This window comes from Prauserella marina (genome assembly GCF_002240355.1).
In the GTDB taxonomy this organism is placed as follows: Bacteria; Actinomycetota; Actinomycetes; order Mycobacteriales; family Pseudonocardiaceae; genus Prauserella_A; species Prauserella_A marina.
Genome location: NZ_CP016353.1, coordinates 3,663,716 through 3,686,878, shown reverse-complemented (window position 1 = coordinate 3,686,878; position 23,163 = coordinate 3,663,716). Strand labels below are relative to the sequence as shown.

The window sequence follows — 23,163 nt, the reverse complement described above, 5'->3', positions numbered from 1 at the left end:
GGCCTGTGCTCCACGGCCCTTCCGCTACCTGGTGACGTGGGTTCCGTCCCGCACGGTACCCACGTATTCCTCGACCAGATCCTCCAGTGTGACCATGCCGGTCACGACGCCCTCGGCGTCGACGGCTCTCGCGAGATGGCTGCCCTCCCTGCGCATCGCCGAGAGCGCGTTGTCCAGTCTCGCGTGCACCGACAACTCGGTGAGGCCACGGGTCTTGGCCACCGGAAGCGGAGTCGCCGGGTCGTCACCTACCTGGTCGAGGATGTCCTTGACGTGGATGTAGCCGCTCAGCTCGCCGCTCTCGCCCCGGACGGGGAAGCGGGAGAACCCGGTCGAGGACACGGCCCGCTCGACGTCACCGACGGTCGGCGAGGAGGGCAGTGTGGTCATGTCGGCGATCGGGACCACGACATCGGCCACGGTTTTCGCGGCCGACGAAAGGGTTTGGCTCAGCCTGCGGTGTTCGGACTGGTCGAGCAGCCCCTCCCTGCGTGACTCGCTGAGCAGCTCGGAGAACTCGTCGGGGGTCGCGCCAGTGTCGATCTCGTCCTTCGGCTGGACGCGCATGAGCCGCAGCACTCCGTTGGCGATGCCGTTGAGCAGCCAGATGAACGGGTTGACGATCCGCACCCACACCACGTGCGCCGGGACCAGCCACAGCGCGAGGCGCTCCGGTTCGGCGATGGCGATGTTCTTCGGCACCATCTCGCCGATGAGCACGTGCAGCAGCGTCAGCGCCACCAGCGTCACCGCGAACGACACACCGTGCACCACGTAGGTCGGTACCGGCAGGCCCAGCGCCGAAACGGCCGCCTCCAGCTGATGAGCGACCGCGGGCTCGCCGAACTGCAACAGCAGCAGCGAGCAGACGGTGATCCCCAGCTGCGCGCCTGCCAGCATGAGGGACACGTTCTTCGCCGCGTTGAGCACGATCCTTGCCCGTCCCTTGCCCTGTTCGAGCAGGGCTTCGAGCCGATCCCTCCGCGAGGAGATCAACGCGAACTCGGCGCCAACGAAGAACGCGTTCGCGAGCAGGAGCACGCCGATCAGCGAGATGGAGACCCAGTCGTTCACGAGGTCACCTCCCTGTGCTCGACGCTGACTTCCGCGATCCGGTGCCGGTCCATTCCTGCCACCACGAGCCGCCAGCCGTCGATGTCGATGGCGTCGCCGACGTCGGGGATCTTGCCGAGCCGCTCCAGCACGAGGCCCGCGATCGTCTCGTAGTCGCCCTCCGGCATCCGGAAGCCGGTGACGTCGAGTACCTCGTCGTCGCGAAGCTGTCCCGACACGAGCCAGCTGTCGGCGCTGAGCTGCTGCGAAGCGGGTTCCTCTCGATCGTCGTGCTCGTCACGGACGTCGCCGATGATCTCCTCGACGACGTCCTCCAGCGTGACCAGCCCGGCCGTGCCGCCGTACTCGTCGACGACGAGCGCGAGCTGGAACCGGGAATCGCGCAGCCGGTCGAGCAGCGCGTCGCCTGGCAGTGATTCGGGCACCGTCGGCACCGGCCGCATGACCGAGCCGACCCGGGTCTTCTCGCGATCGGGGGAGGGAACCGTGAACGCCTGTTTGACGTGCACGGCTCCCTGAACGTCGTCGAGATCCTCGCGGTGCACCGGAAACCGGGAGAAGCCGGTCCTCCTCGCGAGTTCGACCAGGTCCTCGATGGTGTCGTCGATGTGCAGGGAATCCAGCCGGACGCGTGGTGTCATCAGCTCGTCCGCCGTGCGGTCGCCGAAGCGCAGTGACCTGCTGAGCAACTGGGCGGTGGAGACGTCGAGGGTTCCGCTCTCCGCGCTCGTGCGCACGATCGAGCCCAGTTCCTGCGGCGATCGCGCCGAGCGCAGTTCCTCCTGCGGTTCGATGCCGAATTTGCGGACGACCCAGTTCGCGCTGTTGTTCATGAGCGTGATGAGCCAGCGGAACAATGCCGAGAACCGGGAGTGGTATCCGGCGACGGCGCGGGCGGTTTGCAACGGCCTGGCCACGGCGAGGTTCTTCGGCACCATCTCGCCGATGACCATGGACAGCGAGGTCGCCAGCAGCAGCGCGAGCACCAGCGAGGTGCCCGCCGCGGCGCCTTCGGACAGCCCCATTCCCGTCAGCGGAGGGCGGATCAGGCGGCCGAGCAGCGGCTCGGCCACATAGCCGGTGACCAGGGTGGTCAGGGTGATCGCGACCTGGGCGCCGGAGAGTTGGAAGGACAGCGTGCGGTGCGCTTTGAGCACGGTCTTCGACCGCCGGTCGCCGACCTGCCTGACATTGGATTCGATGGTGCTGCGTTCGAGTGTGGTGAGTGAGAACTCGGCGGCAACGGCGAGGCCCGTGCCCACGGTCAGCAGCAGAACGAACAGTATTCCGAGAATGGTGAGCAGAATGTCCATTCAGCTCGCACCACCTTGGGTGGTGTGGCCGGGAGAATCGAGGAAGCCGGGTTTGTCACCCGGCCAACTACTGTCACCAGGTGACTGCGCATCGCGCACGAAAGTTGTCACTCCTTGATAAGCCGGAACGGCGGAAAAGTGGCGCTATCTTAACCACGTCGAACGCGAGGTGTGCAGACCCTGTTCCCCAGCCTCAGGCCCTGCCGAGGCCGCGATGCCTTCGCACGCTCTCCTCCACCAGGTCGAGGACGGGTTCGAGGTCATCGGCCGGCAGGCCCATCGACAGGTGCGACACGAGTCCCTCAAGGACCAGTTCCAGATACGCGGCGAGCACGTCGATGCTGATGTCGTCGCGGAGGTTGCCGGCCTGCCGCTGCCAGGAAAGGCGCTTGCGGGTCGCCGTGGTGAGCTGCTCGGACCGTTCGGCCCACCTCGCTCTGAACTCGGGGTCGGTGCGCAGTCTGCGGGAGACCTCAAGCCTGGTGCCGAGCCAGTCTGCGGGGTGCTGGCTGCGCCCGGCGAGCAGATCCCGCATGACCTGGACGAGGCCCTGCTGGGCCACGACGTCGGCCATACGGGCGGCGTCGTCCTCGGCCAGCGCGAGAAACAGCGATTCCTTGTCCCGGAAATGGTGGAAGATGGCGCCCCGGGAGAGCTGGGTCGCTTCCTCAAGACGGCGGACCGTGGCACCCTCGTATCCGTAACGTCCGAAACACACCCTGGCGCCGTCGAGTATTTGCCGGCGACGCGCGTCGAGGTGGTCCTGGCTGACCCGTGGCATCCCCCGATCTTGACACCCGGGGTAATCCAATGCAATCCGTACGTACGTACTGAGACCTTGGGCTCGTTCCGGGCGCCGGTTGGCTACGCCACGGGCCGGTCTCCGAGAAGGACCCTATCGGCAAGGGGCAGGGGCGAGTGATCGCATCCCGCTCCGGCCGGTGACACCGAGCGACGGCCGCCGGAGCGAGTGGGTGCGGGCGAACGGGTGATGGCCGTCGCGGCGGGTGATGAAGAAAAACCGTTGTGGTGCGCCGAACCGCGAATGTCCGCATGAACCGGTTTAACGGCGGAGCGGGGATTCACCGGTGATCGCAACGGAGTGTGGCCTCACCGGTGCGGTGGTGACCGATCACGAACATGACCTCATGGCCGGAAAGTCCGGATCGGAAACCTGTCGTGGTGGCGGATTCTCACCACGTTCCGCGACGGAATCACGGGTGCCGTGGCCAGGATTCGCGGTATGGGCGACTCAAGGGTCATGCGACTGTCGGACCCCGCGTGTAGCGTCGCGAATGACGGTGCCCCAGTGGATGGCAGGTGAAGTCATGACAGCGGTCCGTATCCCCCGGGACAGAAAAGCCAAGCGGGACAACGCGGATGATGTCGCGGCGCGAGTCGTGTCCGACCGGGCGGAAGGTGAGGCATATGTGGCCTCGGTGTGCTTCAAGCACGGGCCACCACGGTTGTTCGGTGTCGAAATCGAGTACCTCGTTCATGACGCCACCGACCCGGCATTGCCACTGGATCCCGGCAGGCTCGCTCGTGCGCTCGGCGCGCATACGCCGAGAACCTTGCGCCCTGACAGCGAACACACGCCACTTCCCTCGGGAAGCCGGCTCAGTCTCGAACCCGGTTGCCAGGTCGAAATCTCCACCGCGCCACAGGATTCGCTTCGCGATCTGGCTACCGTCGTCACCGCCGACCTCGCGTATCTGACCGACCTGCTCGCCCGCGTCGGCCTCCGGATGAGTCCGGACGCGATCGACCCTTTCCGCGAACCGCGCCGGGTGCTGCCGACGCCACGATACGCGGCCATGGAACGACGTTTCGCCAAATCCGGCACCGGCGGGGTCACCATGATGTGCAGTACCGCCGCCTTGCAGGTGTGCCTCGACGCGGGGGAGAAGGCCCGGTTCGCCGACCGGTGGGCCGCCGTCCACGCGCTCGGTCCGGTGATGCTGGCGCTGTTCGCCAATTCGCGGCGGCACGCGGGCAGGGACACCGGTTCGGTCTCTGCTCGCTGGCTGGCCGTCATGGACACCGAGTACGCCCGCACCCATCCGGGCGAGACGGGCGCCGACCCCGAGCGGGCATGGGCGGCCAGAGTCATGGACACGCCGCTGATGGTGCTGCCACGGGACGACGGTGAATGGGACGCCCCCGACGGCCTGACCTTCGCCGACTGGATCGCGGGAAGGGGAGCCGCCGCAGCGCTCGCGCCCCCCACCACCGCCGATCTCGACTACCACCTGACCACCATGTTCACCCCGGTCCGGCCGCAGGGCTACCTTGAGGTCCGTTATCTGGACGCCCAGCCGCAGGGCGCCTGGCTGCACCCGGTGGCGCTGCTGGCCGCCCTGCTCGCCCGGCAGTCCACAGTGGACCAGGTCGCCGCCGTGTGCGAGCCGGTCGCCGACAGGTGGGCCGACGCGGCACGGTTCGGGCTGGACGACGCCGCGATCGCCGAGGCCGCCGCGGCCGTCGCCGATCTGGGGTGTGCCGAACTGGCGGCAGTGAACCTTCCTTCGGACACCGTCGCCGACATCGCCTACACCGTCCAGCGCCGGGTCCGGCGCGCGAGCAGGGGAGGACAGCGATGAGCACAGCGGACTCCGCGATGACGGGCACCGAGGTCGCCGCCTCCGCGCACCCGCTGAGGGCGCTGAGCGCCCAGGACCTGAGGGCACACACGGCACACGCGCTGGAAAGGGCGAGGAAACGCAGCGGGACGCTGACCGACGCCGTCGACGACGCCGATCTCGTCACGCAGCATTCGAAGCTGATGTCTCCGCTGGTGTGGGATCTCGCGCACATCGGGAGCCAGGAGGAACTGTGGCTCGTGCGGGACGTGGGAGGAAGGCAGCCGCTGCGGCCCGACATCGACGACCTCTACGACGCCTTCCAGCACGCGAGGGCCGACCGCCCCGCGCTCCCGCTGCTCGGGCCAGGCGAGGCGAGAGCCTACGTCAGGGAGGTGAGGGCGAAGGCGTTCGACGTGTTGTCCCAGGCCCCGCTGGAGGGGGGCGCGCTGACCGACACCGCCTTCGCTTTCGGCATGATCGCCCAGCACGAGCAACAACACGACGAGACGATGCTGGCGACCCACCAGCTTCGCAAGGGCGATCCGGTGCTGCACGCTCCCTCTCCTCCGCCGAGGCGAGTGGGGGCCGTCCCAGCCGAGATCGTCGTCCCCGGTGGTTCCTTCCTCATGGGAACGTCGGTCGAACCGTGGGCGCTGGACAACGAACGGCCGGCGCACCCCGTGTTCGTCGACGCGTTCGCCATCGACACGTTCCCCGTCACCAACGGGCAGTTCGCCGCGTTCGCCGACGCGGGTGGGTACCAGCAACCGCGGTGGTGGAGCGAACAAGGCTGGGCCTACCGCACCGAGCACGACATCACGGCGCCCCGGTTCTGGCGCAGGGAGCAGGACGCGTGGTGGCGAACGCGATTCGGCAGATACGAGCGCGTTCCCGAAGCCGAGCCGGTGGTGCACGTGTCCTTTCACGAGGCGCGGGCCTACGCGGCGTGGGCGCGAAAACGGCTGCCGACGGAAGCCGAGTGGGAAAAGGCGGCCCGCTACGATCCGCACACCGGACGCTCGCTGCGCTACCCGTGGGGAGACGGCGAACCGACGGCGGAACACGCCAACCTGGGGCAGCGGCATCTGCGGCCGGCCGAGGTCGGTGCCTATCCGCGAGGGGTCTCCCCGCTCGGTGTCCATCAGCTCATCGGCGACGTGTGGGAATGGACCAGCAGCGACTTCGCGGGTTACCCGGGATTCACGGCATTTCCCTACCGGGAGTACTCCGAGGTGTTCTTCGGGCCTGGCCACAAGGTGCTGCGCGGCGGTTCGTTCGGCACCGACGCGGTCGCCATCAGGGGGACCTTCCGCAATTGGGACTACCCCGTCAGGAGACAGATCTTCGCGGGATTCCGGTGCGCGCGCGACCTGACCCCCGCCGAGCGGGGCTAGCGTGTGCCGTCATCTCGCCTACCTCGGTGCGCCGAGTTCGCCCTCGGGACCGGTGTTCGAATCGGAGCACGCGCTGCTGGTGCAGTCCTATGCCCCGAAGGACATGCGGGAGGGCGGAACCGTCAACGCCGACGGGTTCGGGCTCGGCTGGTTCACCGGTGACCGCGCGCCGGTGAGCTATCGCAGAGCGGGTCCGTTGTGGACGGACGGTACCCTGCGCGGGCTCGCCGGAACCGTCCGGTCCGGAGCGTTCGTCGCCGCCGTCCGCTCGGGTACGCCGGGGATGCCGGTCACCGAGGCCGCGTGCGCGCCCTTCGCCGACGATCACTGGCTGTTCAGCCACAACGGTGTGGTGCGCGGGTGGCCCGATTCGGTGGCCGGGCTGGCGGAGAAACTACCCATCACCAGGGTGCTCACCATGGAGGCCGCCACCGACTCGGCGTTGCTCTGGACCCTGCTGGCGGAACGGCTGCGGGCCGGTGCCGACCCGGTCGCCTCGGTCATCTCCCTGGTGGCCGAGGTGGAGCGTGCGGCGCCGGGTTCCCGGCTCAACCTGCTGCTCGCCGGGGCCGACGTGGTGATCGGTACCGCGTGGACACACGCGCTGTCGGTCCTCGAAGACGAGCGGGGCGTGCTGATCGCGTCGGAGCCGGTGGACGGGAACCCGGACTGGCGACCGGTTCCGCAGTGGCACGCCGTCGTGGCCAGGCGAGAGCGGCCCGGCGCGGCCCCGAGTACCGCACTGATACCCATCTCGGCAGACCGGAGGCTCGGGTGAGCGACATGGATCTCGACGTGCATCGCAGCGGTACCGACATCACCGAGGCACTGCGCGCCGACGTGCGCGAAGGGCTGAGGGCGAAGCGGAAATGGTTACCGGCCAAGTGGTTTTACGATGCGCGGGGCAGCGCGCTGTTCGAGCGCATCACGGAATTGCCCGAGTACTATCCAACCCGCGCGGAACGGGAGATCCTGCGCGGGCACGCGGCCGGTATCGCGGACATCACCGCGGCACACACCCTGGTCGAACTGGGTTCGGGGTCGAGTGAGAAGACCCGGCTGCTGCTCGACGCGCTCGGCGCGCACGGAACGCTGCGGACGTTCGTGCCGCTGGACGTGTCGGAATCGGCGCTGGCCGAGGCCGCGCGGGCCATCGCGAAGGAACACCCCGCGCTCGCCGTGCACGGCGTCGTCGGCGACTTCACCGAGCATCTGGACCTGCTGCCTGGCGAACGGCCGAGGCTGGTCGCGTTCCTCGGCGGCACCATCGGCAACTTCCTGCCCCTGGACAGGGCGAAGTTCCTCCGTTCGGTCAGGGAGGTGCTGGATCCGGGGGAGTGGCTGCTGCTGGGGACCGATCTCGTCAAGGAAAGAGAAACCCTCGAACGAGCCTACGACGACCGCGAGGGCGTGACCGCCGAATTCAACAGGAACGTCCTGGCGGTGATCAACGAGCGCCTCGGCGCCGATTTCGATCCCGGCGCCTTCGAGCACGTCTCCTACTGGGACGCCGGTAACGAGTGGATCGAAATGCGGCTTCGCGCCAGGAAACCCATGAAGGTACGGGTGCCGGGCGCGGGCATCGAGGTCGAGTTCGCCGAAGGCGAATACATCCGCACCGAGATCTCCGTCAAGTTCCGGCAAGAAGGCGTGCGCGCGGAGCTGGCGGAAGCGGGGTTCCGGCTCGACCGGTGGTGGACCGACGAGGAAGGCAGGTTCGGCGTTTCGCTGTCGTGCGCGACGGACGGAGCCGGTGGCATGATCGAATAGGAGAATGCGCAACCCGTTACCCGCGTTGGCGAGACGACTGGGAACTCGGCCCTGGCTGATGAAAGCCGCCGCAGCGATCATCTGGGCCGACACCCGGTTGTATCGTCTGTCCAAGGGCCGGATCAGCCTCGTCGCGATCGCGGGCCTGCCGTCGTTGCGGCTGACGACGCTGGGCCGCAAGACCGGGCAGCCACGCAGCACCAACCTGCTGTACTACCCGCACGCGGCCGACTATGTGATCACCGGGTCGAACTGGGGCAGGGAACGCGATCCGGGGTGGACGTTCAACCTGCGCCGGAATCCGGACGCGACCGTCGAGATCAAGGGAAAGGTCGTCGCGGTGACGGCCAGGGAATTGACCGGTGCCGAACACGACGACATGTGGCGGGAATTGCTGCGGTTCTGGCCCGGCTACGCGATGGAGCGTTCGGCGGCCGACCGGGATCTCCCCATATTTCTGCTGAGCAGGCGAAACGGCTAAGAGCTCGCCGAGATCCGCATCCAGGCCAGCGGCATCCGTGTCCGGACGCACCGGGCGCGCCGCCACGGCCTCCGGTCGCGGGGGCGCGCCCGGTGCGAGACCGGGGCGACGTGGCCCCGGTCCCGCACCCGGATTCCGGCGTGAGCCGGGATTGCTCCTGCTCCGTCCTCAGTGGACCGGATCGAGGGCGTCGGCGCGCGTGGCGGGCCGGGGCGTCTCCTCGGCGAGCCCGAATCGCTCGTGCAGCCGTCGCAGCGGTGCCGGTGCCCACCAGTTGGCCCCGCCCGCCAGCCGCATGAAGGCAGGTAGCAGAATTCCCCTGATCAGCAGTGCGTCGACGAGCACGGCGACGGCCATCCCGACCCCGATCATCTTGAGGTACACGACCCCGCCCGTGGTGTACACCGCGAACGAGGCGGCGAGGATGACCGCGGCGGTCGTGATGAGCGGTGCACTGCGCTGGAGGCCGAGCGGCACGGCGGCCGAGGCGTCGCCGGTGCGCAGGAACTCCTCCCTGATCCTGGACACGATGAACACCTCGTAGTCCATGGACAGCCCGTAGACGATGCAGAACATCAGAATGGGAATGCTGGATTCGAGGCTGCCGGTTGGCGTGAATCCGAGCAGGCCGGAGAGGTTTCCGTCCTGGAACACCCACACCAGTACCCCGAACATGACGCCCATGCTGAGCAGATTCAGCACGGTGGCCTTGAGCGGCAGCAGAATGCTGCCCGTCATGAGGAACAGGATGATGAACGTCAGCACCAGAATGGTCACCAGCACAAGAGGCAGCCGGTCGGTCATCTCGCCCCGCCAGTCGGCCATCTCGGCGGGGGTGCCGCCGACGAGTACGTCGAACGGAGCCTGCACGGCGCGCACATTTTCGACAAGCGCGACCGCGTCGCCGTCGAGGGCTTCGTTCGTGGGAATGGCGACGACGTAGTCGCCTTCGCCGGTGGAGAACCTGCCGGGTTCGGCTGGTGCGGTAAGCGTGCCGCCGGTGAAGGTTCCCGCCGAGGAGTCCACCTGAGCAATACCGTCCACTCTGGACAGTTCGCTCGCGTAGGCCGCCATGCCGCCTTCGGTGGCGCCGGGCGCGACGGCGAACAGGGCGTCGGATTCCTCCTGGCCGAAGTTCGTGCGCACCTCGTCGGCCATGGCCCTGCTGCTGGAATCGGCGGGCAGGATGCGCGCGTCTGGCATTCCGAACCGCAGGCCGGTGACCGGTGCGGCCAGTGCGAGTACGACGATCAGCATGAGCCCACCGGTCAGCACGGGGCGGCGCATGACCGCCCCCGCGAGCCGGAACCACACACCGCTTTCGCTGTTGTCGCCGCGTTTCGCGCCGCCTCGCTCGGCGGCCCTGTGGCCCAGTACGGCCAGCGCGGCGGGCAGCAGAACGAGGGCCCCGGCGACGGCGGTGATGACCACGAAGGCACCGCCGTAGCCGAAGGAACGCAGGAACGGCAACGGGAACAGCATGAGCGCCAGCAGTGAGATCGCGACGGTGAGCCCGCTGAACAGTACGGTGCGGCCCGCCGTCTTCACCGAGGTCACCACGGCGTCGGGCACGTCGGCACCACGGCGCAGTTCCTCGCGGAACCTCGCGATGAGGAACAGGCAGTAGTCGACGCCCAGCGCGAGCCCCATGACCAGCGCGATGTTGGCCGCGAAGGTGGAGACGCTGGTGAAGCTCGCCACCCCGCGCAGCGCGGCGAGCGTGCCGACGATCGCGAAGACACCGATGCCGAGAGTGACCAGCGCCAGTGTCACGCGGCGGTAGAACAGGATGAGCAGGATCAGCACGAGTGGGATAACGATGATCTCGGCGCGCAGGAAGTCCTGTCGCGATTGCGCGCCGATCTCGCGGAAGACCTCGTCCTGCCCGCCGGCGGCTACCTGGACGGTGCCGGAGGAAACGGCGTAGCGCTCGGCGAGTTCGCCGACGCGCTCGCGTGCCTCGTTGACCTCACCGGGCACCCTGACCAGCACGAGCGCTTGGGTGCCGTCCTCGCTGCGCAGGGCGGGGCTGTCGCCGCGGGACCAGTAGGACCCGGCTTCCGACACGCCCTGTTCTCCGGCCAGGGCGCGGGTGAGTCGTTCTCCCTCGGCGGCGACGGCGGGATCGTCCACGGTGCCCTCGGTCGCCGTGACGAGGAAGACGAGGTTGGCGGGACCGGTGTCGAACTGTTCCGCGAGCACGGTGCGAGCGCGGTCGGACTCCGAGCCCGGCGCGTCGATTCTGGACAGTGACAGGGCGTTGAGCGCACCGGCGCCGAAGACACCGGCCGCGACCGTGACGAGGGCGCCGACGAGCAGCACCCACCGGCGGCGGCGCACGGCGAACCGGCCGAGCCGTTCCAGCACCGGCGGCCGGGAAGTGAGCGGAGGGGACAGGGACACGACGACAGCTCCTCGGGGTGGCGCTAGACTCAAGCGAAATGCGAGCGATTGCTCGCGTTCAAAATTACGAGCGTTTGCTCGTGTTTGTCAAACGGGGAGGCTTGGTGCCCGAAGAGCAGGCGCAACGCAAGCGGCAAGCACGTGGGGTGCGCAGGATGGAGCAGATCGCCGACGCGGCGGCCGAGGTCTTCGCCGAGGCCGGCTACGCGAAGGCGACCACGAACGCCATCGCGGCTCGCGCCGGTGTCTCTCCGGGAACCCTGTACCAGTTCTTCGCGAACAAGGAGGCCATCGCCGAGACGCTGGCCCAGCGCTACCAGACAGCCCTGCGAGCCGCGCACGAGAAGGCGTTCGATCCCGGCTTCGCGAGCTTGCCGCTGCCCGAGCTGATCGATCGCATGGTGACGCCGATGATCGAGGTCAACATCGCCAATCCGGGGTTCAAGGCGCTGTTCGCGGCCACCGACATGCCGGAACGGCTCTCGGCGCCGACAAGGAAGCTGCACCAGGCGGTCGTCGGCAGGATCTCCGAGGTGGTCCAGACGCGGGTGCCCGCGTTGCCGGCCGACCGGGTGCGCACCGTCGCGATCGTCGCGACCCAGATCTTCGGCGCGCTGCTGTCCACGGTGGTCGCGGCGCCGGAAGCCGAACGCGAGATCTGGATCGGCGAACTACGCGAGGCGTTGCTCGGCTACCTCGATCCGGTCATCGGCGAACCGGGAACCGCGTAGCGGCGCCACGGCCCGGACCGAGCAGGCAACTCGCCGTCCTGAGCGCCGAACTCGCCGTTCTGACTGCGGATCTCACGGTCCTGAGTGCGGATCTCGCCGTCCTGGGCGGGGGACTCGCGCTCAGGCAAGCGCGCCGCGCAGGATGAGCATCGTCGCGCTGATCGCCGCGACGCCGAGCACGGCAACCCTGATCCTCCCGCCGTCCAGCCACCTGCGCAGCGGTCCCGACAACAGGAAACCGGCGAGCAGAAACGGCAGCAACCACGCGGCGAGCACGAACTGATGCGGGTGCAGTTGCCCGCCGATGCCCAGTCCCGCCAGTGAAAGCAGAGTTCCCAGGCCGAAGCAGGCCGCGAGCGTCGCGCGAATCCTGGGGCCGGAACTGTGCTGGTACAACAACGCGATCGGGGGGCCGCCAATCGAAGCCGCGGTGCCGAAGGTCCCGCTGGCGACTCCGGCGACAAGCAATGGTCCAGGGTCGGGCCGGGGCCGCCAGGAAAGCACCGACAACACGACGCAGGTGAGCACGGCCGTCCCGACGACCATCGAGAACGGGCCGTCGGCGAGGGTCGCGACGGCGAGCACGCCAAGCGCCGTGCCGGGTACCCTGCCCGACATCGCCCACCACACGCCCCGCCAGTCGATGTCCCGGTACTCCCTGACCATGGTCAGCAGGCCGTGCGTGCTGGCGATGAGCATGAGCGGCACCGGGATGAAAGCGGGTTCGATCAGCGCGGCCAGTGGCACGGCGAGCAGGTTCATGCCGTAGCCGACGGCACCCTGCACGATCGCGCCGACCGCGACCACCAGTCCCACGAGCAGATCCGGGGTGCTCACGGCGCCGTCCGCCCCGCACCGCTCGCCCAGGTCCCGCCTTCGTGCACCAGTGCCTCCCGCAACCCCGCGACACAGAACGATCCGGCGCCGGGTACCGGCGCCGGATCGTTCATAGCACTGTCACGGGCCGCGACGGCGCTCGTGAGTGCGGGATCTCAGGCAGTCATCTTGCGCAGCACGTACTGCAGGATGCCGCCGTTGCGGTAGTAGTCCGCCTCACCGGGGGTGTCGATGCGCACCACCGCGTCGAATTCCACCTTGGAACCATCCGCCCTCGTCGCCGTGACCGCGACCGACCCCGGCGTCTCACCGTCGTTGAGCTTGGTGATGCCCGCGATGTCGTAGGTCTCGGTACCGTCGAGGCCCAGCGACTTCGCCGACTGCCCCTCGGGGAACTGCAACGGGATCACACCCATGCCGATGAGGTTGGACCGGTGGATGCGCTCGAAGGACTCGGTGATCACCGCGCGGACGCCAAGCAGGCTGGTGCCCTTCGCGGCCCAGTCCCGCGACGAACCCGAGCCGTACTCCTTGCCGCCGAGCACGACGAGCGGAGTACCGGCTTCGGCGTAGTTCTGGGCCGCGTCGTAGATGAACGACTGCGGCGCGCCGTCCTTGGTGAAGTCCCTCGTGTAGCCGCCCTGCACGTCGTCGAGCAACTGGTTGCGCAGCCGGATGTTGGCGAACGTGCCCCGGATCATCACCTCGTGGTTGCCGCGGCGGGAACCGTAGGAGTTGAAGTCCTTGCGCTCGATGCCGTGCTCCTGCAAGTACCGGCCGGCGGGGGAGTCGGCCTTGATCGCACCGGCCGGTGAGATGTGGTCGGTCGTCACCGAGTCGCCGAGCAGCGCGAGCACCCTCGCGCCGCTGATGTCGGTGACCGGAGCCGGTTCCGCCGCCATGCCCTCGAAGTACGGAGGCTTGCGCACGTAGGTCGACTCGGCGTCCCACGCGAAGGTCTTGCCCTCCGGTGTCGGCAGCGACTTCCAGCGCTCGCCACCGTCGAAGACGTCCGCGTAGTCCTTGGTGAACATCTCCTGCGTGATGGCCTTGTCGATGGTCTGCTGGATTTCCTGCGGCGAGGGCCAGATGTCCTTCAGGAACACGGCGTTGCCGTCAGCGTCCGTGCCAAGCGGCTGCTCGTCGAAGTCGAAGTCCATCGTTCCGGCCAGCGCGTAGGCGATCACCAGCGGTGGCGAGGCGAGGTAGTTCATCTTGACGTCGGGGTTGATCCGGCCCTCGAAGTTGCGGTTACCGGACAGCACCGATACGACGGTGAGGTCGTTGTCCTGCACGGCGGCCGAGATCTCGTCCGGCAGCGGGCCCGAGTTGCCGATGCACGTCGTGCAGCCGTAGCCGACGAGGTGGTAGCCCAGCTTCTCCAGGTAGGGCCACAGACCGGCTTTCTCGTAGTAGTTGGTGACGACCTGCGAGCCGGGTGCCATCGAGGTCTTGACCCATGGCTTGACCGAGAGGCCCTTCTCGACGGCGTTTCGGGCCAGCAGCGCCGCGCCGAGCATCACCGAGGGGTTGGAGGTGTTGGTGCACGAGGTGATCGAGGCGATCACCACGGCGCCGTGGTCGAGCACGAACTCGCCACGTTCGTCCGAGGTCACCGTGACGGGCTTGCTCGGCCGACCCGACGAACCGTTGGCGGCCGAGTGCGCGGCGACGGCGTCCTCGTCGGCGAACGACAGCGAAGGCGCGTCGCTCGCGGGGAAGGACTCCTCGGAGGCTTCGTCCACCTTGGTGTGCGGAACGGGGTAGTTCTCCTCGACGTAGTCGTGCAGCGACTTGCGGAAGGAGGACTTGGAGTCGGTCAGCTCGATGCGGTCCTGCGGCCGCTTCGGCCCCGCGATCGAGGGGACCACTGTGGACAGATCGAGTTCGAGGTACTCCGAGTACACCGGCTCGTGCGCGGGGTCGTGCCAGAGACCCTGCTCCTTGGCGTAGGCCTCGACGAGCGCGAGCTGCTCGGCGGGGCGCCCGGTCAGCGTCAGGTAACGCAGGGTCTCGCCGTCGATGGGGAAGATCGCGGCGGTCGAGCCGAACTCGGGGCTCATGTTGCCGATCGTGGCGCGGTTGGCCAGCGGCACCGCGCCGACCCCGTCGCCGTAGAACTCGACGAACTTGCCGACGACGCCGTGCTTGCGCAACATCTCGGTGATGGTGAGCACGACGTCGGTGGCGGTCGCTCCGGCCGGGATCTCACCGGTGAGCTTGAAGCCGACGACGCGGGGGATGAGCATCGAGACCGGCTGGCCGAGCATCGCCGCCTCCGCCTCGATGCCACCGACGCCCCAGCCGAGCACGCCCAGCCCGTTGACCATCGTGGTGTGCGAGTCGGTGCCGACACAGGTGTCGGGGTAGGCCTGGCCGTTGCGGGCCATGACGGTGCGCGCGAGGTATTCGATGTTGACCTGGTGCACGATGCCGGTGCCGGGAGGAACGACCTTGAACTCCTGGAAGGCGTTCTGGCCCCAGCGCAGGAACTGGTAGCGCTCGCGGTTGCGCTCGTACTCGATCTCGACGTTGCGCTCGAAGGCGTCGGCACGGCCGAACACGTCGATGATCACGGAGTGGTCGATGACCAGTTCGGCGGGTGCCAGCGGGTTGACCTTGTCGGGGTCGCCACCGAGTTCGGTGACCGCCTCGCGCATCGTGGCGAGGTCGACGACACAGGGCACGCCCGTGAAGTCCTGCATGATCACCCTGGCAGGGGTGAACTGGATCTCGGTGGACGGTTCGGCCTTGGGATCCCAGCCGGCGAGCGCGCGGATGTGCCCGGCGGTGATGTTGGCACCGTCCTCGGTCCGCAACAGGTTCTCTAGCAGGATCTTCAGGCTGTAGGGGAGACGCTCCGAGCCTTCGACTTTGTTCAGGCGGAACACCTCGTAGGAGGCGTCACCGACCTTCAGCGTGTCGCGAGCGCCGAAGCTGTCCTTGCTGGCAGGTGCAGTCACGTCTAACTCCATGCGGCGGTTGTTCGGGGTCAGCAGGCCGAGTCTCGCGCACCCCCGTCGCGCCCGCAGAGGTGGGCTCGTTGACGCCCTGCGCCGTAAACAGTACGCGTGTCCTGTTTTGGGTTCAAGGGGAGGTAGCCGAAGGGCCCGGCGCCACGACGTGGTACCGGGCCCTTCGCGGGTTCACTCGGTGGAGGCCGTCAGTCGGCCGCTTCGATGAGTGCCTTCATGTCCTCGGGTTCGAGGCTGCGCAGGAACGTCAGGCTCAGCTCGCTGATCGTGCGCACGGGGCTCACGTAGTGCGCGCCGTCGACCTCGGTGGTCACGATTCCCAGGCCCTGGCCGAGCACGCCCTTCGCGAGGTTGCTGATTGTCGACACCGCCTCGGGAGGAAGGTCGCCATCGTCGCTGGCCTCCGCGATCAGGTCGTCGGCGCAGAACTGCTGGCTCGCGCCCCGGAAGTCGGCCTGGTAGCAGTCACCGTCCTTGACGATCTTGATGGTGCCCATGCGCTCGATCTCCAGCTCGACACCGTTGATCGTGACCCTGGTTCCGCCCCTGACCTCACTGGTCTCGGTGTCCAGGTTCGTGATCTTCGCTCCCGAGGAGCCCGGGGAACCGATCTCGTCGGTCAGCAGCGGGCCCAGGTCGTGCACGACACTCATCTCGCCGGGAGGCAGCAGCGCGATGACGCCCCTGATGTCGCCGTCGAGCGCGGACTGGGCGATTCCCCGCACCGCTTCGGCGGGCGAGCCGGCGCCCTTGGCCTCGATCGACTGGCTCGGCCACGGGGTGCCGGTCTCGTAAAGGAAATTGTCGGCCATCGTGTACAGGAGGCTCGGATACCACTCGCCGTCCACGTTGACCGTGGCGATGCGCAGCGGCTCACCTGAGTCGGCGACGTGCTCGCCGATGTCGAGCGTGTCCTCCGTCTTCTCCGGGTAGCCCTCGCCGGTGGCCGCCCGCTTGATCACGTCCTTGTAGTCGCTGGTGAACGGAACCAGGCCGAGGTCGCCCTTGGCCGTGATCGTGCCGTCGACCAGTTTCGTGATCGTGAGGTGGTCGTTGATCTTCTCGGCGCCCGCCTCGTCGAACTTCAGATTCTCCGCGGTCAGCTCGATGCCGGACAGCGCGGAGGGATCGGCGTCCCCGGTGAGTACTCCGAGCCGCTTGAGTTCCTCGGTGCCCTGCATGACCGAGTCGGTGAACAGTGAGGCCTCCGCCGGGGCCAGCGTGCCGAGCATGCCCACCACGTCACCGTTGCCGAACGAGGTGGCCAGATTTATCGCGGCTTCGTTCGGTGTGTCCGCGCCGGCGGCGACGGAGTCGCTCTGGAAGAAGGCGAACCACGCGGCGACGCCACCGGCCGCGACGACGAGAGCGACGACAAGCCCGACGATCAGCCCGCGCTTGGCCTTGGGCTGCTGCCGCGGCGCGTAGGCGGCGGGCGGTTGTCCGTAACCCTGCTGCCCGTAACCGGCCTGCGGGTCGTAGGGCGGTTGCCCGTAAGCCCCCTGCTGTGGGTATTGCGCGGTGCCGTACGGCTGCTGTTCGTAGGGCTGACCGTATTGCTGGGCCCCGAATTGCTGAGTCCCGTACTGGCCTGGCTGGCCGCTCTGGTCACCGTACTGGCCGTATTGCTGGCCTGCGGCTTGCTGCTCGCCGTACTGCCCGTAGGGCTGCTGCGGTTGTTGCTGCCAGCCTTGTCCCTGTTGTGCCGGGTCTGGCTGCTGGTTGGGCCATTGATCGCCCTGACCTGGACTGGTCACGGTTGCACCCCTGCTCCTGTGTTCGCTGCGCTGCCGGTGCGTTTGCCGCGCGCGGTGCCGAATACACCGAGCGCCGCGACGAGCGCGATGGTCATGCCGGTGGCTGTGATGAGAGGACCGATCGTGGTCACCCCGACCATTCCGGCTTCGCCGCTGCCTTGGACGAGCGCGAGCGCGGCGACGGTTCCGATGAGAAGTGACAGTACGGTCACGATGGCGGCGGCCGTGCGCAGGATTCTGAGCGCGTAGAGCGCGACGCACACCGTGCTGATCAGCGGCAGGGCCACCCAGCCTCGCAGCAGCGGGGCGGCGAAAGCGTTGTCGAGCAGTTCGAAGTGATCGACGAGTCCGACCGCCTGGAAGCTGTTGCGCTCGACCGCTCCGGAGTAGAACCACGGCAGGAACGCGCCGGCTATCGCGACGGCCAGCCCCAGTGACGACAGCGTCGCGAGCACGTACGCCGCGACCGGTCGCGTGTTCGGCATGTTCCTGACTCCCCTGATCGGTGCACGGCTGCCTGACGGCATTCCGCTCGGATGGCCGGTTCACCTCCGGCGGTCATACTCTCGCACCCCGATCCGGTGATGTCCGATATCCCCCGTAACGGGGAAATGTGGCCGCTGATACCGCTGTTTCGGAGGAGGTGCATGGTGTGGGAGTGGTTCAGGTGGCAGAGTCCGAATGGACCAAAAGGGGAGGTGGCGGCTGTGCCGATCGGACCAGGATGGCGGATCACGACACCGGCGGGCCCGCGGCGGACAGCACGCGCGGCGGGCGGGGCGACCGGTGTGCGCCGTGGTGTCGTCGTCGGCTCACTGGCCATCGCCTCCCTGCTCGGCGTGACCGGCACCGGGATGGCGGTGCCACCTCCGCCGGACAACCCGACCGACGCGGAGCTGGCCGAGGGCAGGCAGGCGGCCGACGACAAGGCCAACGAGGTCGGCGAACTCACCAGCAGTCTCGCGCAGGCCGAATCGCGGCTGGCCGATCTGCGAACCGACGTCGAGTTCAAGATGGAACAGGCCAACAAGGCGCTGGTCGATCTCCAGGCGGCGCAGGAGGCCGCGAGTGACGCGGAGGCACAGGTCGCCGTCGCCAGGCAAGAAGCCGACGCCGCCGCGGCCGACATCGAGAGCGCGCGGGCCAAGCTCGACAAGTTCATCGCCGGCAGCTATCAGCAGGGCAGCACCATCGGTTCGGTCAGCGCGTACCTCGGCTCTGAAACGCCGAAGGACCTGCTCGCGCGATCTCAGCTCCTGCAAGCCGTCGGCGGCAGCGAACTGCACGCGCTGGAGGGAATGCAGCAGGCGCGAATCGAGAAGTCCAACAAGGACGCCGCGGCCCGCGAGGCCTACCAGATCGCGCAGGAGCGCAAGGGTGAGGCCGAATCGGCCAAGACAGCCGCCGACGCCGCTCGGGCCACGGCCATCGCCGCCCAGCGGGACCAGGCCGATCGCACCAAGGAACTGGAAGCCGAACGGTCCCGCGTGGAGGATCAGCTCAGCGCGGCGCAGGCCGATGTCGACGGACTGGAAGGCCAGCGGGCGCAGTACGAGGACTGGCTTGCCCAGAAGCAGCGAGAAGAAGAGGAGCGGGCCGCCGCTGCCGCTGCCGCCGCGGCGAGCAGCGGTTCGGGCGGCACCGCGGCCGTGTCCGCTCCGGCGCCCGCTCCCGCGCCGTCCGCCCCGGTGGGAGCCGGTGTCGAGACGGTCATCGCGCGAGCCATGTCCCAGCTGGGGGTCACCTACGCCTGGGGAGGCGGCAACGCCTCCGGCCCGACCTACGGCATCAGGGACGGCGGCGTCGCCGACAGTTACGGCGACTACATGAAGGTCGGCTTCGACTGTTCGGGCCTCATGATCTACGCCTTCGCGGGTGTGAAGGCACTGCCGCACTACAGCGGCTATCAGTACACCTCGGGCAGGCAGGTCCCGCTTTCCCAGATGCAGAGGGGCGACATGCTGTTCTGGGGTCCAGGCGGCATCCACCACGTCGCGCTCTACCTCGGCAACGGGCAGATGATCGAGGCCCCGTACTCGGGTGGGGTCGTGCGGGTCGCGCCGGTACGCTACGGCGACATCATGCCGTACGCGACTCGTCTGATCGGTTGAGCACCGACTCGCCGGAGAGAAGCAGGGGAGAACGGGGCGCGTTCCCCGCGTTCTCCGGCATCGTGCTGGCGGGAGGGGCCGCGCGCAGACTCGGCGGCATCGACAAACCCATGCTTGAGGTCGGCGGCATGCCGATGCTCTACCGCGCCGTCGCGGCGCTGGAAGGGGCACTCCGGATCGTCGTGGTCGGCCCGCGCAGGGACGGGCTTCCCGGCGTGCACTGGGTCCGCGAGGATCCGCCGGGAACCGGGCCGGTGGCCGCGCTGGCCGCCGGGCTTCCGTTCGCCGGTACCGGGATCGTCGTCGTACTGGCCTCCGACCTGCCGGGGATCGCGCCCGGCACGGTCTCGCGGCTGCTCGGCGCGCTGAGCGCGCGTGATGACGCCGACGGCGCCGTACTGGTCGACGCGACGGGCCGCCGCCAGTGGTTGCTCGGTGCCTGGCGCGGGACGGCACTGCGGGCCAGCCTTCCCGCCGAACCGGAAGGCGCCGCGCTGAGGAACACGCTCGGCCGGTTGTCCATTGTGGACGTCCTGGCGCTGCCAGGGGAGGCCGACGACGTGGATACGCGCGACGATCTGGACCCGGCATAGGCCGCGAAACGCTTCACAGGCGTCATACCGCCTGACGAGTTGGCTGAAGCGATACGGTCGCGGTCAACCGTGCTCGGCGTAACGGGTACGGTCACACGGCGTACGGCAAAGATCACCAGCGAGGAGGTAGGTGTGACCGAGCCCGGCTACTCCGACGGCGCGGCACCGGCACAGCCGGACACACCGGCACGGGACGCCCAGTTGCTTGAGCGCACCGTGTTCGAGGTCAAACGTGTCATCGTCGGGCAGGACCGGCTCGTGGAACGCATGCTGGTGGGGCTGCTGGCCAAGGGACACCTGCTGCTGGAGGGCGTGCCCGGCGTCGCCAAGACGCTCGCGGTGGAGACCTTCGCCAAGGTCGTCGGCGGCTCGTTCTCCAGGGTGCAGTTCACGCCCGACCTCGTGCCAGCCGACATCCTCGGCACCCGCATCTACCGGCAGTCCAGCGAGAAGTTCGACGTCGAACTCGGACCGGTCGTCGCCAACTTCGTCCTCGCCGACGAGATCAACAGGGCACCGGCCAAGGTGCAGTCGGCGATGCTGGAGATCATGGCCGAACGGCACGTGTCGATCGGTGGCCAGACCTTCGCGATGCCCGATCCGTTCCTGGTGCTGGCGACGCAGAACCCCATCGAGAACGAGGGCGTCTATCCGCTGCCGGAAGCCCAGCGCGACCGGTTCCTGTTCAAGATCGTCGTGGAGTACCCGACGGCGGAGGAGGAACGCGAGATCGTCTACCGGATGGGGGTGACCCCGCCTGAGCCACACGAGGTGCTCAGCCCCGCCGAACTGGTGAGGTTGCAGGGAGTCGCCGCACAGGTGTTCGTGCACCACGCGCTCGTCGACTACGTCGTGCGGCTCGTGCTGGCCACGCGCACGCCGGCCGAGCACGGGCTCGCCGACGTCGCCGGCTGGGTCTCCTACGGTGCCTCGCCGAGGGCGAGCCTCGGCATCATCGCGGCGGCCAGGGCGATCGCGCTCGTCAGGGGCAGGGACTACGTGCTGCCGCAGGACGTCGTCGACGTCGTACCGGACGTGTTGCGGCACCGGCTGGTGCTGTCCTACGACGCGCTGGCCGACGGCGTGCCGCTGGACCACATCATCAACCGGATCCTGCAAACCGTTCCGCTGCCCCAGGTGTCCGCCCGGCCGCAGGGCGGCGGCGGGCAGCCGGTAGCGGCAGGTGTGCCCGGCAGGTAGCGGGCGGTCATGGGTGCCATCAACGATGCCAAGGGCGGCAGGCCCGGATGGGCTCCGCCGGTACTCCGCGGCGACCGGCTCGACGCCGGGCTGCGCACGCTGGAACTCGACGTCCGCCGCAGGCTCGACGGACTGTTGCAGGGAAACCATCTCGGTCTGGTGCCGGGGCCCGGTTCCGAACCCGGTGAGGCACGGCCTTACCAGCCCGGCGACGACGTGCGGCGCATGGACTGGGCGGTCACCGCACGCACGACGACGCCACACATCAGAGAGACGATCGCCGACAGGGAACTGGAGACCTGGATCGTGGCCGATCTCTCGGCCAGTCTCGATTTCGGCACCGCCGTGTGCGAGAAGCGTGATCTGGTCGTCTGCGCCGTCGCCGCGGTCGCCCACCTGACCGGCGGTGGTGGCAACCGCGTCGGCGCGCTGCTGTCCAACGGAGCCGACACGGTCCGGCTTCCGCCGCGCGGCGGTCTCGCCCACGCCCGCGGTGTGGTGCGCAAGGTCGCCGAGCTGCCGAGGGCGGCCGAAGGCACGCGGGGTGACCTGACCGACCTCATCGAACAACTGCGAAGGCCACCACGGAGGAGGGGACTCGCCGTCGTCATCTCCGATTTTCTCGGCGACACCCGGTGGGAGCGCCCGCTGCGAGCCCTTTCGGCACGGCACGACCTGGTGGGCGTCGAGGTGCTCGACCCACGCGACGTGGACCTTCCCGAGGTCGGCACGATCGTGCTGGCCGACCCGGAGACCGGAAGGCAACGTGAGGTGAACGCCTCGGCGTTGCTGCGCAAGGAATTCGCGGCGGCGGCGCAGGCACACCGTGCCCAGGTCGCCCGCGCGCTCAGGCAGGCGGGCGCGGGGCATCTGGTGCTGCGCACCGACTCCGACTGGATCGCCGACATCGTCCGGTTCGCCGTCGGCCGCAAACGTGGCTGGTCGGGGGCGGGCTCGTGAACCTCACCGGATTCGCATCGCCGTGGTGGCTCCTGCTGCTGCTCGTCGTTGGCGCCGTCGTCATCGGTTACGTCTACGCGATGAAGGCGCGCCGCAAGCGCACCATGCGGTTCTCCAACCTCGAACTGCTGGAGCGGGTGACCCCGAAGGGCCGCAACAGGGTCCGGCACGTGCCCGCTGCTCTGCTCGTGGTGTCGCTGATCCTGCTGACCTTCGCGCTCGCGGGTCCCACCGCCGAGCAGAAGGTGCCCCGCAACAGGGCCACCGTGATGCTCGTGATCGACGTGTCGCTCTCGATGGAAGCGACCGACGTCGAACCGACCCGGCTCAAGGCCGCGCAGGAGGCGGCCCGCTCGTTCGCGGAGGGACTGACCCCCGGCGTCAACCTCGGGCTCATCTCGTTCGCCGGTACCGCGACGGTGCTGGTGGCGCCCACGACCGAACGCGATGGTGTCGTGCACGCCATCGACAACCTCAAGCTCGCCCAGTCGACGGCTACCGGCGAGGGGATCTTCGCCGCGTTGCAGTCGATCGACAGCTTCTCGTCGGTGGTGGGCGGAGCCGAAGGACCGCCCCCAGCCCGCATCGTGCTCATGACCGACGGCAAGCAGACGGTGCCGCAGGACGAGTACGCGCCTCGCGGTGCCTTCACCGCCGCCGGGGTCGCCAAACAGGCCAGCATCCCGGTGACCACGATTTCCTTCGGCACCTCGCACGGCTCGGTGCAGATCGAAGGCAAGGACGTCCCCGTCGAGGTCGACGACGCGTCGATGAGGGAGATCGCGCGGCTGTCTGGCGGCGACTTCTACAAGGCGGCGACCGCCGACGAACTCAAGCAGGTCTACGCCAGTCTCGGCGAGCAGATCGGCTACGAGACGAAGAACGTCGATTCCAGCAAGCCGTGGGTCATGCTCGGCACGATCGCGCTGTTCGCCGCCGCGGCGAGTTCACTGTTCTTCGGGCAGAGACTGCCCTGAGC

At 68.4% G+C, this 23,163-nt stretch carries 19 protein-coding genes; 11 read left to right on the top strand and 8 right to left on the bottom strand.

Features of this window, described 5'->3' with window-relative positions:
* Positions 1 to 24: 24 nt before the first annotated feature.
* The 3 genes from BAY61_RS17275 to BAY61_RS17265 all read right to left on the bottom strand — a co-directional run bounded on the left by BAY61_RS17275 (position 25) and on the right by BAY61_RS17265 (position 3,168).
* The gene (locus BAY61_RS17275) at positions 25 to 1,074 is read right to left on the bottom strand and encodes a hemolysin family protein (protein ID WP_091805158.1); all 1,050 of its coding nucleotides are present in this window, start codon (positions 1,072 to 1,074) and stop codon (positions 25 to 27) included.
* Positions 1,071 to 2,387 (bottom strand): hemolysin family protein, encoded by a 1,317-nt coding sequence (locus BAY61_RS17270; protein WP_091805155.1) that lies wholly within the window; start codon positions 2,385 to 2,387, stop codon positions 1,071 to 1,073. The genes BAY61_RS17275 and BAY61_RS17270 overlap by 4 nt, the downstream gene beginning before the upstream one ends.
* A gap of 193 nt (positions 2,388 to 2,580) precedes the next feature.
* Complete coding sequence (locus tag BAY61_RS17265) at positions 2,581 to 3,168, bottom strand: TetR/AcrR family transcriptional regulator (RefSeq protein ID WP_091805153.1); 588 nt, start codon at positions 3,166 to 3,168, stop codon at positions 2,581 to 2,583.
* Between the two features lie 547 nt (positions 3,169 to 3,715).
* On the opposite strand from BAY61_RS17265, the gene BAY61_RS17260 reads away from it, so the two are divergent.
* Genes BAY61_RS17260 through BAY61_RS17240 form a run of 5 tightly spaced genes read left to right on the top strand, consistent with a single transcriptional unit; the run spans position 3,716 to position 8,617 of the window.
* On the top strand, positions 3,716 to 4,990 hold the full coding sequence (locus BAY61_RS17260; protein WP_091805365.1) for a glutamate-cysteine ligase family protein: 1,275 nt from the start codon (positions 3,716 to 3,718) through the stop codon (positions 4,988 to 4,990).
* Complete coding sequence (gene egtB / locus BAY61_RS17255; protein WP_420848803.1) at positions 4,987 to 6,366, top strand: ergothioneine biosynthesis protein EgtB; 1,380 nt, start codon at positions 4,987 to 4,989, stop codon at positions 6,364 to 6,366. The genes BAY61_RS17260 and egtB overlap by 4 nt, the downstream gene beginning before the upstream one ends.
* A gap of 1 nt (position 6,367) precedes the next feature.
* On the top strand, positions 6,368 to 7,144 hold the full coding sequence (egtC, locus tag BAY61_RS17250; RefSeq protein ID WP_091805150.1) for an ergothioneine biosynthesis protein EgtC: 777 nt from the start codon (positions 6,368 to 6,370) through the stop codon (positions 7,142 to 7,144).
* Complete coding sequence (gene egtD / locus BAY61_RS17245; protein ID WP_091805147.1) at positions 7,141 to 8,136, top strand: L-histidine N(alpha)-methyltransferase; 996 nt, start codon at positions 7,141 to 7,143, stop codon at positions 8,134 to 8,136. The genes egtC and egtD overlap by 4 nt, the downstream gene beginning before the upstream one ends.
* 4 nt (positions 8,137 to 8,140) lie before the next feature.
* Positions 8,141 to 8,617, top strand: coding sequence for a nitroreductase family deazaflavin-dependent oxidoreductase (locus BAY61_RS17240; RefSeq protein ID WP_091805144.1), 477 nt, complete (start codon positions 8,141 to 8,143; stop codon positions 8,615 to 8,617).
* A 168-nt stretch (positions 8,618 to 8,785) separates the two neighbouring features.
* Here BAY61_RS17240 and BAY61_RS17235 read toward each other — a convergent pair whose 3' ends face one another.
* A complete protein-coding gene (locus BAY61_RS17235; protein WP_245865173.1) occupies positions 8,786 to 11,020 on the bottom strand; it encodes an MMPL family transporter in 2,235 nt (744 codons plus the stop codon).
* Between the two features lie 104 nt (positions 11,021 to 11,124).
* On the opposite strand from BAY61_RS17235, the gene BAY61_RS17230 reads away from it, so the two are divergent.
* Positions 11,125 to 11,751, top strand: coding sequence for a TetR/AcrR family transcriptional regulator (locus BAY61_RS17230; protein WP_245865171.1), 627 nt, complete (start codon positions 11,125 to 11,127; stop codon positions 11,749 to 11,751).
* A gap of 120 nt (positions 11,752 to 11,871) precedes the next feature.
* Here BAY61_RS17230 and BAY61_RS17225 read toward each other — a convergent pair whose 3' ends face one another.
* From BAY61_RS17225 to BAY61_RS17210, 4 genes are all read right to left on the bottom strand, one after another.
* The gene (locus tag BAY61_RS17225) at positions 11,872 to 12,588 is read right to left on the bottom strand and encodes a sulfite exporter TauE/SafE family protein (RefSeq protein ID WP_091805140.1); all 717 of its coding nucleotides are present in this window, start codon (positions 12,586 to 12,588) and stop codon (positions 11,872 to 11,874) included.
* Between the two features lie 155 nt (positions 12,589 to 12,743).
* The gene (acnA, locus tag BAY61_RS17220; RefSeq protein ID WP_176879716.1) at positions 12,744 to 15,563 is read right to left on the bottom strand and encodes an aconitate hydratase AcnA; all 2,820 of its coding nucleotides are present in this window, start codon (positions 15,561 to 15,563) and stop codon (positions 12,744 to 12,746) included.
* Between the two features lie 188 nt (positions 15,564 to 15,751).
* Positions 15,752 to 17,320 (bottom strand): resistance to Congo red protein, encoded by a 1,569-nt coding sequence (locus tag BAY61_RS17215; protein WP_176879714.1) that lies wholly within the window; start codon positions 17,318 to 17,320, stop codon positions 15,752 to 15,754.
* On the bottom strand, positions 17,317 to 17,805 hold the full coding sequence (locus BAY61_RS17210) for a hypothetical protein (RefSeq protein ID WP_091805135.1): 489 nt from the start codon (positions 17,803 to 17,805) through the stop codon (positions 17,317 to 17,319). Before BAY61_RS17210 ends, BAY61_RS17215 begins: the two co-directional genes overlap by 4 nt.
* A 222-nt stretch (positions 17,806 to 18,027) precedes the next feature.
* On the opposite strand from BAY61_RS17210, the gene BAY61_RS17205 reads away from it, so the two are divergent.
* The 5 genes from BAY61_RS17205 to BAY61_RS17185 all read left to right on the top strand — a co-directional run bounded on the left by BAY61_RS17205 (position 18,028) and on the right by BAY61_RS17185 (position 23,161).
* The gene (locus BAY61_RS17205; RefSeq protein ID WP_420848801.1) at positions 18,028 to 19,431 is read left to right on the top strand and encodes an NlpC/P60 family protein; all 1,404 of its coding nucleotides are present in this window, start codon (positions 18,028 to 18,030) and stop codon (positions 19,429 to 19,431) included.
* Positions 19,428 to 20,024 (top strand): molybdenum cofactor guanylyltransferase, encoded by a 597-nt coding sequence (mobA, locus tag BAY61_RS17200; protein ID WP_091805129.1) that lies wholly within the window; start codon positions 19,428 to 19,430, stop codon positions 20,022 to 20,024. Before BAY61_RS17205 ends, mobA begins: the two co-directional genes overlap by 4 nt.
* A 132-nt stretch (positions 20,025 to 20,156) precedes the next feature.
* A complete protein-coding gene (locus BAY61_RS17195) occupies positions 20,157 to 21,224 on the top strand; it encodes an AAA family ATPase (RefSeq protein WP_091805126.1) in 1,068 nt (355 codons plus the stop codon).
* A 9-nt stretch (positions 21,225 to 21,233) separates the two neighbouring features.
* A complete protein-coding gene (locus BAY61_RS17190) occupies positions 21,234 to 22,184 on the top strand; it encodes a DUF58 domain-containing protein (RefSeq protein WP_091805123.1) in 951 nt (316 codons plus the stop codon).
* Positions 22,181 to 23,161: a VWA domain-containing protein gene (locus BAY61_RS17185; RefSeq protein ID WP_091805120.1), complete on the top strand. Its 981-nt coding sequence runs from the start codon at positions 22,181 to 22,183 to the stop codon at positions 23,159 to 23,161. The genes BAY61_RS17190 and BAY61_RS17185 overlap by 4 nt, the downstream gene beginning before the upstream one ends.
* Positions 23,162 to 23,163 lie beyond the last annotated feature (2 nt).

Excerpts from the sequence above, each read along its gene's own strand:
- BAY61_RS17240 (WP_091805144.1), top strand. The coding sequence starts at position 8,141 with ATGCGCAACCCGTTACCCGCGTTGGCGAGACGACTGGGAACTCGGCCC.
- egtB (WP_420848803.1), top strand. The coding sequence starts at position 4,987 with ATGAGCACAGCGGACTCCGCGATGACGGGCACCGAGGTCGCCGCCTCC.
- BAY61_RS17265 (WP_091805153.1), bottom strand. The coding sequence starts at position 3,168 with ATGCCACGGGTCAGCCAGGACCACCTCGACGCGCGTCGCCGGCAAATA.
- acnA (WP_176879716.1), bottom strand. The coding sequence starts at position 15,563 with ATGGAGTTAGACGTGACTGCACCTGCCAGCAAGGACAGCTTCGGCGCT.
- BAY61_RS17210 (WP_091805135.1), bottom strand. The coding sequence starts at position 17,805 with ATGCCGAACACGCGACCGGTCGCGGCGTACGTGCTCGCGACGCTGTCG.
- BAY61_RS17190 (WP_091805123.1), top strand. The coding sequence starts at position 21,234 with ATGGGTGCCATCAACGATGCCAAGGGCGGCAGGCCCGGATGGGCTCCG.
- BAY61_RS17270 (WP_091805155.1), bottom strand. The coding sequence starts at position 2,387 with ATGGACATTCTGCTCACCATTCTCGGAATACTGTTCGTTCTGCTGCTG.
- BAY61_RS17260 (WP_091805365.1), top strand. The coding sequence starts at position 3,716 with ATGACAGCGGTCCGTATCCCCCGGGACAGAAAAGCCAAGCGGGACAAC.